Consider the following 14118-nt stretch of genomic DNA (forward strand, 5'->3'; position numbering starts at 1 on the left):
AGCTGCATGAATACCCAAGAGGCGAAGATCGTCCTCGAGACTGCTTTGATCTGCGCGCAGGAACCGCTGAAGCTCGGCGATTTGCGCAAGCTCTTTGCCGACGGCGTGTCGGCTGACACGGTCCGCACGTTGCTCGAAGATCTGAAACAGGATTGGTCCGGCCGCGGTGTCGAACTGGTGGCGCTGGCAACCGGATGGCGCTTTCAGAGCAAGCCGGCGATGCGTCACTACCTGGATCGACTGCATCCCGAGAAGCCGCCGAAATATTCGCGCGCGGTGCTCGAAACGCTCGCGATCATTGCGTATCGGCAACCCGTCACGCGCGGCGACATCGAAGAGATTCGCGGCGTCACGGTCAATACGCAGGTGGTCAAGCAGCTCGAGGACCGCGGCTGGATCGAGGTGATCGGGCATCGCGACGTGCCGGGGCGTCCGGCGCTGTATGCGACGACCAAGCAGTTCCTCGACGATCTCGGCCTAAAGGCGCTCGACGACCTGCCCGCGCTCGAGGAGCCCGCCGCGAACATCGAGGCCGCGCTGCTCGCGCAGCAGGCGATGGACTTCGACGGCGACGTGCCGGCGCTGGAAGCGGCGCCGGAAGCCGGCGAAGCGGCGGCCGACGAACCGCACGCGCAGCCTGACGAATTGCCGGGCGACGCGGCGACGGACGTCGCGTCGACGCACGAAATACCGAACCGCGATACGCTGGAAGCTGATCGCGTTCAAACCGAACAGGGCGGCGCCGAAGCAGCGCCGGCCGGCGGGCAGTCCGAGCCGCCGCGCGCGGAGTGGAACGAGGAAGATCGCAAGCCGGCCGCCGACGCGGTTGCCGGAGACGGAGCGGAGGCGCTCGGCGACATGCCGGGCGAGCCTGGAAACGCCGGCGCCTCACGATCCGGTCCCGCGGATGGCGAGATGCTGGACGATACGTCCGACAGCCTTGCCGATGCCGTACGCAGTGCCAGTGCGCCCATCGGCGCCGACGCGCTGCCGGACGACGAAGCAGAACCCGAACAGCGCCGCGCCTGATCGCGGCCGACTTCTTGCCGCGCCCGCGCCGGGCGCGAGACCTGACATTTTGAGGTTGTTTTGACAGATATCCACGATATTGAATCGTCCGCGCCTGCCGCACAGGCCGCGCGTGCCGACGATGCGCCGGAGCAGGACGCTCCGGCCGCGGGTGGTGACGAGCGTCCCCGCCGCGGCCTGCGGCGCGGTCCGCGCAGCCTGATCGCGCGTCGCCGCGCGGCGGCCAAGTCGAAGGGCGCCGAGGGCGAGTCGCAGGACGGCGAAGGCGCAGACGCGCCGCCGGCCGAGGCCGCCGAAGCGCAGCCCGCACGCGCACCGCGCAAGGAAGGCGCGGCCAGGGGCGGCCGCAAGCCGGCCGCCAAGCGTGAAGGTGCACCCAAGAGTGCGCAGGGCGGACAAGGCGGCCAGGGGCGGCGTGGCAGCCCGGCGAAAGCCGAGGGCGGCGCGGCGAAGGTCGAAGGCGATGCAGCGTCGCAGGACGATCTGTTCGCCTATGTGACGTCGCCGGCCTTCGACGCGGACAACTCCGCGGGCGGCAGCGGCGTGCGTGCACCGATGCTGCGGCGCGGTCGTGCGCAGCCGACGAACAAGCGCGTGCTGTCGCCGGACGACGACGCACCGAAGCTTCACAAGGTGCTCGCGGAAGCCGGCATGGGCTCGCGCCGCGAAATGGAAGAGCTGATCGTCGCCGGCCGCGTGTCGGTGAACGGTGAGCCCGCGCACATCGGCCAGCGCATCATGCCGACCGACCAGGTCCGCATCAATGGCAAGCCGGTCAAGCGCAAGCTGCCGAACAAGCCGCCGCGCGTGCTGCTGTACCACAAGCCGACGGGCGAGATCGTCAGCCATGCGGATCCGGAAGGTCGTCCGTCGGTGTTCGATCGCCTGCCGCCGATGAAGACGGCGAAATGGCTCGCGGTGGGCCGCCTCGACTTCAACACCGAAGGTCTGCTGATGCTGACCACGTCCGGCGATCTCGCGAACCGCTTCATGCATCCGCGTTATAGCGTCGAGCGCGAGTATGCGGTGCGTGTCGTCGGCGAGCTGTCCGAAGGCATGCGGCAGAAGCTGCTGCATGGCGTCGAGCTCGATGACGGCCCGGCGAACTTCCTGCGCATCCGCGACGGCGGCGGCGAAGGCACGAACCACTGGTATCACGTTGCGCTGGCCGAAGGCCGCAACCGCGAAGTGCGCCGTATGTTCGAAGCGGCCGGCCTGATGGTGAGCCGCCTGATCCGTACGCGCCACGGTCCGATCCCGCTGCCGCGCGGCCTGAAGCGCGGCCGTTGGGAAGAGCTCGACGAGGCGCAGGTGCGCAAGCTGATGGCGACCGTCGGCCTGAAGGCGCCGTCCGAGGAAAAGGGCAAGCGCGGTGGCAGTGGGCCGGCCGAGCGCCGCCAGCCGGATCCGATGCAGACGTCGATGGGCTTCATCAGCCGTGAGCCGGTGCTGACCACGCATGGTCAACTCGACCAGCCGCGTCGCGGTGGCGGTCGGCGCGGCGGCCCCGGCCTGCCGGGCCTGAGCGGCTACGGCAGCCTGCCGGTTTCGCCGTCGGGCCATGGCAACCGCTCGGGTGGCGGTCGCGATGTCGACGGCAATCGCGCGTCGTATGGCGCGGGTCCCAAGCGTGAAGGCGGCGCGGGCGCCAAGCGTGGCGGCAGCAAGGGCGGCGGTAACCGCAACCCGAACGGCAATCGCGCCGAAGGCGGCGGCAACACCGGTGGTGGTGCACGCGGCGGTCAGCGCCCGCAGCGCAATCGCTCGCGCGGTCGCTGAACGTTTCCGGCGGACGGCGGCGTGAAGCCGCCGGCGCGCCGGCGAAATCGGCGTGAATCCGGTTGGGTCGGCACCGCGCGCTGCGTGACTTGCTTTCGACTGTATATATATTGCGCTGCCGGATTGTGCCTGGTCGGACAGTCCGGTTTCGCATTTTTGGTCGGTAAATGCGGGCTGGGCGCTGCATTTACCGGCTAGCTTGGCGTTTGCGCCAAAAAACGCTATAATCGCAGAGTCGCTGGGCGTACGGATTCAATGTGCGGCTCAGGTGCGACCACCAGTAAGAAGATGGGCGTTCCGCCCATTTTTTTTTGCTGAAACGGTTAGGCATCTCGGGTAGCGCTTCCTGCGCCGGCTAAGGCGCGCGCCCGCGGGTGTAATCGCGAGCGGCGGGCGCGAACACCTGAGAGGACACTGTGCAACTGACGGAACTGATAGAAACCACGGTCACCGGGCTCGGCTACGAGCTGGTGGATCTCGAGCGCACCGGGCGCGGCATGCTTTGCATCTATATCGATCAGCTTGCCGGCATCTCGCTCGAAGATTGCGAAAAGGTCACGCGTCAGCTCCAGCACGTCTTGACGGTCGAAAACATCGATTACGAACGGCTCGAAGTCTCGTCTCCGGGGCTCGACCGCCCGTTGAAGAAACTGGCCGACTTCGAGCGCTTCGCCGGCAGCGAAGTTTCCGTGACCTTGAAAAAGCCGCTGGACGGGCGCAAGACGTACCGCGGCATTCTGCACGCGCCGAATGGCGAAACGATCGGTTTGGAATTTGAGGGGAAGAAGGGCGAGGCGGCCATGCTGGATTTCACGCTGGCAGACATCGACAAAGCCCGCCTGATTCCGCAAGTTGACTTTAGGAGCCGCAAATAATGAGTCGCGAAGTGTTGATGCTGGTGGATGCGCTGGCGCGCGAGAAAAACGTCGACAAGGATGTGGTGCTGGGCGCCCTCGAGGCTGCGCTCGCGTCCGCTTCCAAGAAGCTGTTCGACGAAGGCGCCGAAATCCGCGTCCATATCGATCGCGAAAGCGGCGAGCACGAAACCTTCCGTCGCTGGCTCGTCGTCCCTGACGAGGCAGGCTTGCAGGAGCCGGATCGCGAGATCCTGCTGTTCGAAGCGCGTGAGCAGAACCCCGACGTCGAAGTCGGCGAATTCGTCGAGGAGCCGGTGCCGTCGATCGAGTTCGGCCGTATCGGCGCGCAGGCCGCCAAGCAGGTGATCCTGCAGAAGGTGCGCGATGCCGAGCGCGAGCAGATCCTGAACGACTACCTCGAGCGCGGCGAAAAGATCATGACGGGCACGGTGAAGCGCCTCGACAAGGGCAACTTCATCGTCGAATCGGGCCGTGTCGAAGCGCTGCTGCGCCGCGACCAGCTGATTCCGAAGGAAAACCTGCGCGTGGGCGACCGCGTGCGTGCGTACATCGCGAAGGTCGACCGCACCGCGCGCGGTCCGCAGATCGAACTCTCGCGCACGGCGCCCGAGTTCCTGATGAAGCTGTTCGAGATGGAAGTGCCGGAAATCGAGCAGGGCCTGCTCGAGATCAAGGCAGCCGCTCGCGATCCGGGCGTGCGCGCGAAGATCGGCGTGATCGCCTACGACAAGCGGATCGATCCGATCGGTACCTGCGTCGGCATCCGCGGCTCCCGCGTGCAGGCCGTGCGCAACGAGCTTGGTGGCGAAAACATCGACATCGTGCTATGGTCCGAGGATCCCGCCCAGTTCGTGATCGGCGCGCTCGCGCCGGCAGCCGTCCAGTCGATCGTCGTCGATGAAGAAAAGCACTCGATGGACGTCGTCGTCGACGAGAACGAGCTGGCTGTCGCGATCGGCCGCAGCGGTCAGAACGTTCGCCTTGCCGGCGAACTGACCGGCTGGCAGATCAACATCATGACGCCGGACGAATCCGCCCTGAAGCAGGGTGAAGAGCGCGATCGACTGCGTGCGCTCTTCATGGCGCGTCTCGACGTCGACGAAGAAGTTGCCGATATCCTGATCGACGAAGGCTTCACGAGCCTCGAAGAGATCGCTTACGTGCCGCTCAACGAAATGCTCGAAATCGAGGCATTCGACGAGGACACCGTGCACGAGCTGCGCAACCGCGCACGCGACGCACTGTTGACGATGGCGATCGCCAACGAAGAAAAGGTCGAAAACGCAGCGCTGGATTTGAAGGGCCTCGACGGCGTCACGCCGGAGTTGCTCGCAAAGCTGGCCGAACACGGCATGCAGACGCGGGACGATCTCGCCGAGCTGGCTGTGGATGAACTGGTCGATATGACCGGGATGGAAGAGGATGCCGCTAAGGCGTTGATCATGAAAGCACGTGAACACTGGTTCCAGTGAGAAATGACCATGGCGCACTGATTTGATGGCGGCCGTATGGCCTGACCCGATGCTAACCGCAAGGAATCGGTCCTTGCACTAAGAGGAATGAATGGCGAGTAACAACGTAGCCCAATTTGCCGCGGAACTGAAAATGCCTGCTGGTGTGCTGCTCGAACAGCTGCAGGCAGCGGGCGTCCAGAAAGCGAGTGAAGACGATGCGCTGTCCGAGGCGGACAAGGCGCGTCTGCTCGATCATTTGCGCAAGTCGCACGGCGCAACCGACGGCGACAAGCGCAAGATCACGCTGACCCGCAAGCATACGTCGGAGATCAAGCAATCTGACGCGACGGGCAAGGCTCGCACCATTCAGGTCGAGGTCCGCAAGAAGCGTACGTTCGTCAAGCGCGACGACGTGGCCGAAGGTGCGGAACAGGGTCAGGCGCAAGTCGCCGAAGCGGACGACGATGCGGAACTGAAGCGTCGCGAGGAAGAAGCGCGCCGCGAGGCCGAGCTGCTCGAGAAGCAGGCGCAGGAACTGCGCGAGCGCCAGGAGCGCCTCGAGCGCGAGGAAGCCGAGCGCCGCGCCCGCGAGGAAGCGGCCGAGGCCCAGCGTCGTCGTGCCGAGGAAGAAGCGGCAGCGAAGCGTGCCGCGGCCGCAGCCGTAGAGGCACAGCAGGTTGCCGCCCAGCAGGCCGCCGAGGCTCAGCAGGAAACGGCCGGTGCGCAGTCCGCGCAGGACGAAGCACGCGCGGCCGCCGAACGTGCGGCCCAGCGCGAAGCGGCGAAGAAGGCCGAGGACGCTGCACGCGAGGCGGCGGACAAGACGCGCGCCGAGCAGGAAGAGATTCGCAAGCGTCGCGAGGCGGCCGAGGCCGAAGCGCGCGCGATCCGCGAAATGATGAACACGCCGCGCAAGGCCATGGTCAAGGCAGTCGAGCCGCCGAAGCCGGTGGAACCGCCGAAGCCGGTCGAAGCGAAGGGCACGCTGCACAAGCCGGCAAAGCCGGCGGGCGCAAGCGCGGCACGTCCGGCCGTGAAGAAGCCGGCCGGCGCAGCGCCGGCGACCACGGCACCGGCAGGTGCGGGCGACCGCAACAAGAAGCCGGGTGGCGGCAAGGGCGGCTGGCAGGACGACGCAGCGAAGCGCCGCGGCATCAAGACGCGCGGCGATTCGAGCGGCGGCGTCGACCGCGGCTGGCGCGGCGGCCCGAAGGGTCGTGGCCGTCACCAGGACAGCGCATCGACGTTCCAGGCACCGACCGAACCGATCGTGCGTGAAGTGCACGTGCCGGAAACCGTCTCGGTTGCCGATCTCGCACACAAGATGTCGATCAAGGCCTCGGAAGTCATCAAGGTGATGATGAAGATGGGCCAGATGGTCACGATCAACCAGGTGCTGGACCAGGAAACGGCGATGATCGTCGTCGAGGAACTGGGCCACCGCGCGGTTGCCGCGAAGCTGGACGATCCGGAAGCGCTGCTGGTCGAAGGCGAGACCACCACCGATGCGGAGCAGCTGCCGCGTCCGCCGGTCGTCACCGTGATGGGCCACGTCGACCACGGCAAGACCTCGCTGCTCGACCACATCCGCCGCGCGAAGGTTGCAGCGGGCGAAGCGGGCGGCATTACGCAGCACATCGGCGCATACCACGTCGAAACGCCGCGCGGTGTCATCACGTTCCTCGATACGCCGGGTCACGAAGCGTTCACGGCAATGCGTGCACGCGGCGCGAAGGCGACCGACATCGTGGTGCTGGTGGTGGCTGCCGACGACGGCGTGATGCCGCAGACGAAGGAAGCCATCGCTCACGCGAAGGCGGGTGGCGTGCCGATCGTCGTGGCGATCAACAAGATCGACAAGCCGGAAGCGAACCCGGACCGCGTCAAGCAGGAACTGGTCGCGGAAGGCGTCGTGCCGGAAGAATACGGTGGCGATTCGCCGTTCGTGCCGGTGTCGGCCAAGACGGGCGTCGGTATCGACGACCTGCTCGAGAACGTGCTGCTGCAGGCCGAAGTGCTGGAACTGAAGGCACCGATCGAGGCGCCGGCCAAGGGCATCGTGATCGAAGCGAAGCTGGACAAGGGCAAGGGCCCGGTCGCGACGATCCTGGTGCAGTCGGGTACGCTGAACCGCGGCGACGTCGTGCTCGCAGGCTCGGCTTATGGCCGCGTGCGTGCGATGCTCGACGAGAACGGCAAGCCGACGAAGGAAGCCGGCCCGTCGATCCCGGTCGAAATCCAGGGTCTGTCGGAAGTGCCGGGTGCCGGTGAGGAAGTCATCGTACTGCCGGACGAGCGCAAGGCGCGCGAAATCGCGCTGTTCCGCCAGGGCAAGTTCCGCGACGTCAAGCTGGCGAAGCAGCAGGCCGCGAAGCTGGAAAGCATGCTCGAGCAGATGGGCGAAGGCGAAGTGCAGAACCTGCCGCTCATCATCAAGGCGGACGTGCAGGGCTCGCAGGAAGCGCTCGTGCAGTCGCTGCTCAAGCTGTCGACCGACGAAGTGCGCGTGCAGATCGTGCACAGCGCGGTGGGCGGCATCAGCGAAAACGACGTCAACCTCGCGACGGCATCGAAGGCGGTCATCATCGGCTTCAACACGCGTGCGGATGCACAGGCGCGCAAGCTGGCCGAATCGAACGGTATCGACATCCGCTACTACAACATCATCTACGACGCAGTGGATGAGGTGAAGGCCGCGATGTCGGGCATGCTGGCGCCGGAGAAGCGCGAGGTCATCACCGGTATGGTCGAGGTGCGCCAGGTGTTCAAGGTGCCGAAGATCGGCACGGTCGCCGGCTGTATGGTCACGGACGGTATCGTCAAGCGCTCGTCGTCGGTGCGTGTACTGCGCAACAACGTCGTGATCTTCACGGGCGAACTCGAATCGCTGAAGCGCTTCAAGGACGACGTGAAGGAAGTGAAGCAAGGCTTCGAGTGCGGTATGTCGGTGAAGAACTTCAACGACGTCACCGAAGGCGACCAGTTCGAAGTCTTCGAAGTGACCGAAGTCGCGCGTACGCTGTAATCGTCGCGTATCGGCTCGTGGGCGGGGCAGGCTTGTGGGCCTGTCCCGCCCATTTTCATGGCGGCGCGCCAGACGGCGGCCGCATTATCCTGATAAACGAATCAGGGATGGATCATGTCCAGGAAACGTACTTCCCCCAATCGCAACGTTCAGATCGCCGACCAGATTCAGCGCGATCTGTCCGAACTCATCATGCGCGAGGTCAAAGACCCGCGCATCGGTATCGTAACCATCCAGAGCGTGGAGCTCACGCCGGACTACGCGCACGCAAAGATCTATTTCACGGCGCTCACCGGCGATCCGGACAAGACGCAGGAAGCGCTGAACCACGCGTCGGGTCACCTTCACAACCTGCTGTTCAAGCGCCTGCATATTCATACGGTGCCGACGCTGCATTTCCATTACGACCAGACGATCGAGAAGGCCGTGGAAATGTCGCGCCTCATCAAGGAGGCCAACTCGACGCGCGCGAAGGACGACGACGAAGCCGACGCGCCCGCGAAGGACGATTGAGCGCGCGCGCCCTATGACGAATGCAGCCTCCCAGCGTCCGCGCGTGCCCCGGCGCGCGCTGGACGGCGTCCTCCTGCTCGACAAGCCGGTCGGCCTGTCGAGCAACGACGCCCTGATTCGCGCGAAGCGCCTGCTTCTCGCGAAGAAAGCCGGTCACACCGGCACGCTCGATCCGCTGGCCTCGGGCCTGTTGCCGTTGTGCTTCGGCGAGGCGACGAAGTTCTCGCAGGACTTGCTGGAAGCGGACAAGACCTACGAAGCGACGATGCGTCTGGGCGTGCGCACGACCACCGGCGACGCGGAAGGCGACGTGCTCGACACACGCGCGGTCGAATGCGATCGCGCGGCGGTGGAAGCCGCACTCGCACGTTTTACCGGCGAGATCGTGCAGGTGCCGCCGATGTATTCGGCGCTCAAGCGCGACGGCAAGCCGCTGTACGAATATGCGCGCGCGGGCCAGACGGTCGAACGGGAAGGCCGCAACGTGACGATTCTTGCACTCGACCTGCTGGCCTGCGAGCTGCCGGACGTGACGTTTCGCGTGACCTGCAGCAAGGGCACGTATGTGCGTACGCTGGCCGAAGATATCGGCGAAGCGCTCGGTTGCGGCGCGCATCTGACGATGTTGCGTCGTACGGGTGTCGGCGCGCTGACGCTCGAGCATGCGGTGACGCTCGACGCGCTGTCCGATGCGGACGAAGCGGCGCGCGATGCGTGGCTTCAGCCGGTCGACGCGCTGTTGTCGACGTTTCCGCTGGTGCGTCTCGACGAAGCCGGCGCGAAGCGGTTCCTGCATGGTCAGCGCTTGCCGCTGTCGGCGCTCGATCCGATCGATGCGGCAGAGGGCGAGCGTGTGCGCGTGTACGATGCGGCACGGCTGCTCGGCGTGGCGCGCAAGGCCAACGGCGTGCTCGCACCCGAACGCCTGGTCGTGACGGCTGCGTGATGCGCGGCGCGCAAGCGCCGCCGTCGGAATAAAAAAATAGCCCGGTCGGAATCGACCGGGCTATTTTGTTTGGCGCGCGCGTTCGAGCGCGGTGCTCAGTGCGCAGCCGACGCCGCCGCCCCCGCATCGCCGCCGCCCGCGCGTTCGGGCTTCGTGATCCAGATGAGTCCGATCAGCAGCACGAAGATCGCCGCCGAGATATAGAACAGATCGTTCACGCCCAGTTGCGCGGCCTGCTGCGTGGCCATGTTGTTGATGAGGCCGTGCGCCTGATTCTGCGTCAGCCCGAGGTTGCCCATCTGAGTGACAGCCTGGTTGAACGTCGGGTTGTACGGGTTCGCCTGCTCGACCAGTTGCGCGTGGTGGAAGTTGTTCCGGTGATCCCACGCAGTCTGGAAGATCGACGTGCCGATGCCGCCGCACATGATCCGCACGAAGTTCGACAGGCCCGACGCCGCAGGAATGCGATGGCCGGGCAGGCCGGACAGCGTGATCGACACGAGCGGGATGAAGAAGCCGGCCATCGCGATGCCTTGCACGAGCGTCGGCAGCGTCAGTGACCACTCGTCGACGCCGGTCGTGTAGCGCGAGCGCATCCAGAAGCACAGCGCGAACGTGAGGAACGCGGCGGTCGCGATGTAGCGCGGGTCCGTGCGCGGCAGGAACTTGCCGGTCAGCGGCGACAGCAGGATCGCGAACAGCCCGACGGGCGCCATCACGAGGCCCGCATCGGTGGCCGTGTAGCCGATCTGCGTCTGCAGCCACAGCGGCAGCAGCACGAGGTTGCCGAAGTAGAGCCCGTAGCCGACCGCGAGCGCAATCGTGCCGCCCGTGAAATTGCGCATGCGGAACAGCGACAGGTCGACGACCGGATGTTCGGCCGTCAGCTCCCAGATCACGAAGAACGCGAACGAGATGACCGCGATCAGCGCGAGCGCGATGATCGTCGTCGACGCGAACCAGTCGAGATCCTTGCCCTTGTCGAGCATGATCTGCAGCGAACCGACCCAAAGCACGAGCAGCGCGAGGCCGACGCCGTCGATCGGCGCGCGGCGCACCGTCGATTCGCGCGTGCGATAGATCGACCACGTGGCCAGCGCGGCGGCGATGCCGACCGGGATGTTCACGTAGAAGATCCACGGCCACGAATAGTTGTCGGAGATCCAGCCGCCGAGGATCGGGCCCGCGACCGGTGCGATCAGCGTCGTCATCGACCACAGCGCGAGCGCCATCGGCGCCTTCGCGCGCGGGTAGCTCGACAGCAGCAGCGATTGCGACAGCGGAATCATCGGCCCCGCGACCGCGCCTTGCAGCACGCGCGACGCGAGCAGGAACGGCAGGGTCGGCGCCAGCCCGCACATCCACGACGAGATGACGAACAGGAGGATCGACGCGAGAAACAGGCGAACCTGTCCGAAGCGATCGGTCAGCCAACCCGTCAGCGGCACGGAGATCGCGTTCGCGACCGCGAACGACGTGATGACCCACGTACCCTGGTCGGACGATACGCCGAGGTCGCCCGAGATGGTCGGGATCGCGACGTTCGCGATGGACGTGTCGAGCACGTTCATGAACACCGCGAGCGATACCGCGATCGTCCCGAGCACGAGTTGCCCGCCCTGCAGGGGCGGGTGGGAGACTGGAGCCTGTGCCATGTCGGTAGTTTTTCCGGAGTCGGAGTCGTTACATCATCTTGGCGGTGCCGCTCGATTTCGCTGCAGCCGCGGCCGGTGCCGCTGCGTTGCCGCCCGCGTTTTCGGCGATGATGCGTGCGATCTCGGCGTCGGCTTCATCGCCGTACTTCGCGAACACGTTGGTCTCGTAGACGGTGTTCTGCGCGTTGGCGAGCTGGTCGCCGCGCTCGTCCTTGATGTTGACGTCGACCTGCATCGACAGGCCGATGCGCAGCGGGTGCTTCTCGAGCTCCTTCGGATCGATCTCGATACGCACCGGCAGGCGCTGCACGACCTTAATCCAGTTGCCCGTCGCGTTCTGCGCCGGCAGCAGCGAGAACGCCGAGCCCGTCCCGGCCGAGAAGCCGACGACCTTGCCGTGGTAGACCGCCGACGAGCCGTAGATGTCGGCCGTCAGCTCGACCGGCTGGCCGATGCGCATGTGCTTGAGCTGGACTTCCTTGAAGTTCGCGTCGACCCACACCGCATTCAGCGGCACGACCGACATCAGCGGGTTGCCCGGCGACACGCGCTGGCCGACCTGCACCGAGCGCTTCGCGACATAGCCGGTGACCGGCGCGGGCAGCACGTTACGCGCGTTCGCGAGGTAGGCGTCGCGCACCTTCGCCGCGGCAGCCATCACGTTCGGGTGCGACGCGATCGTCGTGTTCGCGGTCAGCGCGCGGTTCGATGCGAGCTGCTGTTGCGCCGCGTCGACCGACGCCTGGGCGGCGCGCACCGCGTCGCGTGCGTGGGAGATTTCTTCCTGCGACACGGCGCCCGTCTGCGCGACGGCCACGCGGCGGCGCAGGTCGTCCTGCGCCTTCGACAGGTCGGACTGGCGCAGCGCGACTTGCGCACGGTATTGATCGTCGTTGACGAACAGGCCGCGCACCTGGCGCACCGTCTGCGCGAGATTGGCCTCGGCCTGCTGCAGTGCGACCTGCGAGTCGGCCGGGTCGAGCACGACGAGCGGGTCGCCGGCCTTGACCGTCTGCGTATCGTCGGCCTTCACGGCGATCACGGTACCCGTGATCTGCGGCGTGATCTGCACGACGTTGCCGTTTACGTACGCGTCGTCGGTCTCTTCATGGAAGCGCGCGACGAGGAAGTAGTACAGGCCGTACGCGATGGCCGCGATCACGATGACCGCGATCAGCAGCGTCATCATCCGTTTGCGCTTCCCGTTGTTCTGCGGCTGTGCGCTGGCGGCGTTTTGTTGAGGGTCGCTCATGGCGATTTTCTCCGTCCGTTATTTCGAGTGTCTGCGTAGTGGTGGCGCCGGATCAGTTGGCGGCCTGTTTCGTCGGCTTGTCGGCGTCGGGCGCGGCGAGCCGCGTGCCGGTCGCGTCGAACCCGCCGCCGAGCGCCTTGATCAGCGCGAGCTGCATGTCGCGCCGGCGCATCTTCAGGTTGGTCACCGTCTGTTCCGATGCGAGGCGGTTGCTGTCCGCGGTCAGCACCTGGAGCTGGGGCGACAGGCCGGCCTTGTAGCGGATCACGGCGAGATCGTAAGCGCGCGTCGACGCGTCGAGCGCACGCTGCGCGTCGTCCATCTGGCGATCGACCGCGCGGATCGACGCGACCTGCGTCGCGACGTCGTTCAGCGCGTTGATCAGCGTCTGGTTGTAGTTCGCGACCGACAGGTCGAAGTCCGCATAACGGCCCTTGAGCTGCGCGCGCAACGCGCCGGCATCGAAGATCGGCAGATGGATGGCCGGGCCGAACTGCGCCTGGCGGCTCGCGAAATTCAGGAATTTGCCCCAGCCGAACGCATCGAAGCCGAAGCCGGCCGCGAGGTTCACATCCGGGAAGAATTCGGCCTTCGCTTCCTTCACGTCGTGCATCGCGGCCTCGACCTGCCAGCGCGCGGCGACGATGTCGGGGCGGCGCGACACGAGGTCGGCCGGCAGGTTGCCGGGCAGCGCGACGTCGCCCGCCGGGCTCAGCACCGGCGCGGCGATCTGCAGCCCGCGGTCCGGACCCTTGCCGAGCAGCGCGGCGAGCTGGTAGCGCACGGTCGTGATCTGGCCGTCGAGGTCGGACAGCGACGCCTGGGTCGTCGCGATATTGCCGCGCGCGGTCTGGCGTTCGACGTTGGTGTCGAGGCCGGCCGACACGCGGCCGTCGGTGATCTTGCCGACCGTCTGGCGGTTGGTGATCTCGCGTTGCGCGATGTCGCGCAGCGCATAGAGTTGCGCGAGCGAGTTGTAGGTGCGGGCGACCGACGCCGCGAGCGTGATGCGCGCCTGCTGCATGTCGGCTTCCGCGGCCTTTTCCTGCGACACGGCCGTGTGCAGGCGCTCGCGATTCTTGCCCCACAGGTCGAGATCCCACGACGCGCTCGCGAGCGCATTGTTCTCGCTGTACCACTGGCCGCCGTACGGCGGCGGGAACAGTGCGTTCGACGAATACAGCTCGCGCGTCCACGAGTAGCTAGCTTCGGCCTTCGGCATCAGGTTCGAGCGCGACGATTCGATGTACGACGATGCTTTCGCGATGCGCGCCTGCGCCTGCGCGATCGACGGGCTGCCCTCGAGCGCTTCGTCGATCAACTTCGGCAGCTGCGGATCGCCGAACTGGTTGGCCCAGTCGAGCGCCGGCCACTGGCCGCCCTGGGCCGGCAGGCTCTGCGTGGTGTCGAATTGCGATGCGGGCGCGATCTGCTTGTCGCTCTTGATGCCGATGTAGTTTGCGCAGCCCGCCAGCGCCAGCGCGGCAACCGCGGCGGCGACGGCGGCGCGGCACGACCCGGCGCGCACGGACAACGGGGAGGGTTTCATCGCGCTGTTCCCTGACTCGGAATGAATGATGGACACTG

At 66.2% G+C, this 14118-nt stretch carries 10 protein-coding genes; 7 read left to right on the top strand and 3 right to left on the bottom strand.

Translation table 11 applies throughout. The annotated features are described in order from the left end of the window. Nucleotides 1-6 precede the first annotated feature (6 nt). The 7 genes from scpB to truB all read left to right on the top strand — a co-directional run bounded on the left by scpB (nucleotide 7) and on the right by truB (nucleotide 9624). On the top strand, nucleotides 7-1029 hold the full coding sequence (scpB, locus tag BAMB_RS06975) for an SMC-Scp complex subunit ScpB (RefSeq protein WP_011656687.1): 1023 nt from the start codon (nucleotides 7-9) through the stop codon (nucleotides 1027-1029). Nucleotides 1030-1089: 60 nt separating this feature from the next. Next, nucleotides 1090-2808 (top strand): 23S rRNA pseudouridine(2605) synthase RluB, encoded by a 1719-nt coding sequence (gene rluB / locus BAMB_RS06980; RefSeq protein WP_011656688.1) that lies wholly within the window; start codon nucleotides 1090-1092, stop codon nucleotides 2806-2808. Between the two features lie 416 nt (nucleotides 2809-3224). Beyond that, nucleotides 3225-3683, top strand: a complete 459-nt coding sequence (rimP, locus tag BAMB_RS06985; protein WP_006752291.1) for a ribosome maturation factor RimP — start codon at nucleotides 3225-3227, stop codon at nucleotides 3681-3683. After that, on the top strand, nucleotides 3683-5158 hold the full coding sequence (nusA, locus tag BAMB_RS06990) for a transcription termination factor NusA (RefSeq protein WP_006752290.1): 1476 nt from the start codon (nucleotides 3683-3685) through the stop codon (nucleotides 5156-5158). Before rimP ends, nusA begins: the two co-directional genes overlap by 1 nt. Nucleotides 5159-5249: 91 nt before the next feature. After that, on the top strand, nucleotides 5250-8165 hold the full coding sequence (gene infB / locus BAMB_RS06995) for a translation initiation factor IF-2 (RefSeq protein ID WP_011656689.1): 2916 nt from the start codon (nucleotides 5250-5252) through the stop codon (nucleotides 8163-8165). Between the two features lie 114 nt (nucleotides 8166-8279). Further along, complete coding sequence (gene rbfA / locus BAMB_RS07000) at nucleotides 8280-8678, top strand: 30S ribosome-binding factor RbfA (protein ID WP_006752288.1); 399 nt, start codon at nucleotides 8280-8282, stop codon at nucleotides 8676-8678. A gap of 13 nt (nucleotides 8679-8691) precedes the next feature. Next, entirely contained in the window at nucleotides 8692-9624 is a 933-nt protein-coding gene (gene truB / locus BAMB_RS07005; RefSeq protein WP_011656690.1) for a tRNA pseudouridine(55) synthase TruB, read from the top strand. 95 nt (nucleotides 9625-9719) lie between these two features. Here the strand turns inward: truB and BAMB_RS07010 are convergent, their stop codons facing one another. From BAMB_RS07010 to BAMB_RS07020, 3 genes are read right to left on the bottom strand one after another with little or no spacing between them, the layout of a single operon-like run. Further along, nucleotides 9720-11279 carry a DHA2 family efflux MFS transporter permease subunit gene (locus BAMB_RS07010; protein WP_011656691.1) on the bottom strand — a complete coding sequence of 520 codons (1560 nt, stop codon included), beginning with the start codon at nucleotides 11277-11279 and terminating at the stop codon, nucleotides 9720-9722. 28 nt (nucleotides 11280-11307) lie between these two features. Further along, nucleotides 11308-12531 (bottom strand): HlyD/EmrA/EmrK family protein, encoded by a 1224-nt coding sequence (locus tag BAMB_RS07015; protein WP_011656692.1) that lies wholly within the window; start codon nucleotides 12529-12531, stop codon nucleotides 11308-11310. Nucleotides 12532-12583: 52 nt separating this feature from the next. After that, a complete protein-coding gene (locus tag BAMB_RS07020; protein ID WP_011656693.1) occupies nucleotides 12584-14080 on the bottom strand; it encodes an efflux transporter outer membrane subunit in 1497 nt (498 codons plus the stop codon). Nucleotides 14081-14118 lie beyond the last annotated feature (38 nt).

This window comes from Burkholderia ambifaria AMMD, assembly GCF_000203915.1.
In the GTDB taxonomy this organism is placed as follows: domain Bacteria; phylum Pseudomonadota; class Gammaproteobacteria; order Burkholderiales; family Burkholderiaceae; genus Burkholderia; species Burkholderia ambifaria.

Excerpts from the sequence above, each read along its gene's own strand:
- rbfA (WP_006752288.1), top strand. The coding sequence starts at position 8,280 with ATGTCCAGGAAACGTACTTCCCCCAATCGCAACGTTCAGATCGCCGAC.
- BAMB_RS07010 (WP_011656691.1), bottom strand. The coding sequence starts at position 11,279 with ATGGCACAGGCTCCAGTCTCCCACCCGCCCCTGCAGGGCGGGCAACTC.
- nusA (WP_006752290.1), top strand. The coding sequence starts at position 3,683 with ATGAGTCGCGAAGTGTTGATGCTGGTGGATGCGCTGGCGCGCGAGAAA.
- BAMB_RS07015 (WP_011656692.1), bottom strand. The coding sequence starts at position 12,531 with ATGAGCGACCCTCAACAAAACGCCGCCAGCGCACAGCCGCAGAACAAC.
- infB (WP_011656689.1), top strand. The coding sequence starts at position 5,250 with ATGGCGAGTAACAACGTAGCCCAATTTGCCGCGGAACTGAAAATGCCT.
- BAMB_RS07020 (WP_011656693.1), bottom strand. The coding sequence starts at position 14,080 with ATGAAACCCTCCCCGTTGTCCGTGCGCGCCGGGTCGTGCCGCGCCGCC.
- scpB (WP_011656687.1), top strand. The coding sequence starts at position 7 with ATGAATACCCAAGAGGCGAAGATCGTCCTCGAGACTGCTTTGATCTGC.
- truB (WP_011656690.1), top strand. The coding sequence starts at position 8,692 with ATGACGAATGCAGCCTCCCAGCGTCCGCGCGTGCCCCGGCGCGCGCTG.